General features: G+C 65.3%; 2 protein-coding genes. Both read right to left on the bottom strand.

Annotated features, from left to right (window positions below; all coding sequences use genetic code 11):
• Window positions 1–157: 157 nt before the first annotated feature.
• Window positions 158–529, bottom strand: coding sequence for a hypothetical protein (locus ACIQ2L_RS13575; RefSeq protein ID WP_396159730.1), 372 nt, complete (start codon window positions 527–529; stop codon window positions 158–160).
• Between the two features lie 45 nt (window positions 530–574).
• On the bottom strand, window positions 575–2,732 hold a 2,158-nt coding region (locus ACIQ2L_RS13570), incomplete at its 5' end, for a protein kinase (protein WP_396159728.1).

Below are 2,732 nucleotides of genomic sequence, written 5' to 3'. Positions count from 1 at the left end.
CTCCTCGATACCGTTGTCTCGCTTGGGCTGATCCGGCCCTCGTTCCGTGGTCATGGATGTCTCCTTCAAAAGATTGACTTTGCTGAATGTAACCTTTTTTTTGGAAAAGCCACCCCCCGCCGCCCGGGGAGGCGGCGGGGGCTCGCACGGGTGACGCTCAGGCGGACCGCTTCGACTGCTCGCGGATGACCGCCGCCGAGATGTCGATGGTCACCCCCGGGTCCTCGCGGTCGAGTACCCGGTCGTGATTGCACGGTTCGCGGAGGCGCTTCGCCGCGGCTTCCAACTGCCCCGCCAACTCGAGGGCGCGATCAGCCGACAGGTTATGAACCAAGAGCTCTACGCGCTCGACGGTCCGCTGCTCATCGTTGCGCGAACTCACGATGTAGAACGAGGGGACGATCCCATCGACTGCCGCGCTGCTGAGGCTGGCTTTCGGGTCCTCCGGGATGTACGGCGGGGGCTCCGGCGCCGCAGCCATCCCGATGAAACCATCAACCTTGAAAACAGAGGTATACCATATAGACATCTTCGTTCACTCCCGTTTGTTTGCCAGAAGAACAATAGGCCACGATCACATGAAGGACATCCGCGGACCTGCGGCGGAGAGCCGACGCCTCAGAGCATCCTCATCACCGGGCCCGAACCCCGTATCCGATACGCCGAGCGACCGAACGTTGCGCATCGCCGGATGACCAGATGGAAAGGAGGAGGCTATGATCGGAGCGGCAGAGGCCACCAAGGTCGAGACCGCTGTATCACCGTCCCCCTTGGTCAGCGCCAGCGACAGAGCCAGGTCCATCTTGATCAGGGCGACGAGCGGATGCGACTCTCCCAAAGTTTCTGCGGCGACCGCCACGGCTGCCCGCAGCTCCGTCTGCGCTCCACGAATGTCACCGACCATCCGGGCGGCATTACCTCTGATCCAGTATCTATCGAAGACCAAGTCTGCCGACGAGTCGGGCATCTTCCCCTCGGACAGCGATATGGCCGCTCGTGCATCGCCACGCCGCAGCAAACCCTCCGCCTCCACCAATCGGACCTGCGCTGTCAGTTTCTCAGTCTCCAATTCTGTTCCTGTCGCCCTCGAGAGCAGCGCGCGCGCCGCCGCGATCTCCTGATTCATCTTGTTCCAATCGCCTTTCGCCATGAACACGCGCGCGATCAACAGGCGCCAGCGCGGGTCCGACTCGAGGGTGCTGCGACTTTCAGGAGGACTGACGCTGCGCCATCGCTCGACCCACTGCGCCGCCAAGTCGGCGTCTTCGATACGCAAGCAATACCGGATCCAATAGCCGCGTTCTCGACGTAATCCAGGATTAAATGCGCCCTTGAGCGCCTCCGCATCGATCATCACCCGTTGCATCTGCGGCCAGCCACCGATGTAGTCACCGAGTACATATCGGGCCACCACGACCTGCAGACGACGCCCGTAGTGTTCCACGCGCTCGCCCGGTACTCGGCCCAAAAGGGTCTCTGCTTCCTCGACATCGACCCGGACGGTCCGCGGATCACCCGTCGCTCGGCGCACATAGGTCCGCAACAAGAGGCTGTTGAAAAGCGTCGACGGATCCTCCGCCGCGCGGCTTGCGTCCACCGCCTTGCTGGCGGTGATCAGCGCGGCATCTCGCTCACCACGCTCGTTGAGCAGCGAGGCCCCGAGGTAATGGAACCGCCCCTGCAGCTGCGGGTCGGCGTTGTCGATGTCGATGAGCTGCCGGACCCTCTCCAGTTTGGCTTTCACTTCATCGAAAGCGCGGGCCGTGATCGCTCGTTCCGCCTCGCGCAGGATGGACTCGGCGGCACCCTCCGTGTCCCCCTCACGCAGCAGCAGCGGCGTCCTTTTCTCCAATACTGCCTGGGCGCGTCGCAGCTCGCCGAGATTCCGCCAGACCTCATCCATGGTGCCCAAGATGTCGGCTTTCAGCCGCGGATCGCTCAGCACTTTGGCATCGAGCTGGGACTCCGCCTCCGACAGCAGTTCCTTCGCCGTGGCATCGCGACCTCCGCGCTCCGTGGGATCTGCACGCCGAAAGATAGACAGGAGGAACTCGTTCGTCGCATTCGCTTTCGCGGTCTCTGCCCGAGCGAGCTCCGCGCTGCGCTCCGCCCTTTGCGCCTGCAGCATGGCGACCACGCTCACCGCGACCAGCGCGAGCACGGCGGCGGCGGAGGCCGCGACGGCGAGGCGGTTGCGGGCCACGAACTTTCGGAGGCTGTGCAGGCGCGAGGGCGGCAGCGCGGTGACGGTGCGGCCCTCGAGCCAGCGCTCGAGGTCGTCGCGGAACGCAGCGGCCGACGCATAGCGCGCAGCAGGCGCACGGGCGAGCGCACGCAGCAGTACGGCATCGAGGTCGCCACGCAGGTCGCGCGCGACACGCTCCGGGGTCGTCCCGCGCGCGGCGGCAGCCGCCTCGGTCACCTTGAGACGGCTCGGCACCCGCAGGTCCGACTCGATGATCGCCTGCTCGTATTCGGCGCGGCTCTCGCGCCGCAGCACATACGGGGTCTCACCCGTCAGCAGCTCATGCAGGACCACGCCGAGTGAATAGAGATCCGAGGCGATGGTCAGCCGTTTGCCCTGCACCTGCTCCGGGCTCGCGTAACGCGGCGTCATGGCGTTCACGCCTTCGCGGGTGAGCGCGGGCCCTGCGTCCGCCGCGCCCTCCTCCAGCCGTGCGATGCCGAAATCGAGCAGCCGCACCTCGCCTTGCGGCGTGACCAGGATGTTG

The organism is Flavobacterium sp. (assembly GCF_044369455.1).
Classification (GTDB): domain Bacteria; phylum Bacteroidota; class Bacteroidia; order Flavobacteriales; family Flavobacteriaceae; genus Flavobacterium.
The sequence above is the reverse complement of the archived record's forward strand: the minus strand, read 5'-3'. Positions and strand labels throughout refer to the sequence as shown.

Excerpts from the sequence above, each read along its gene's own strand:
- ACIQ2L_RS13575 (WP_396159730.1), bottom strand. The coding sequence starts at position 529 with ATGTCTATATGGTATACCTCTGTTTTCAAGGTTGATGGTTTCATCGGG.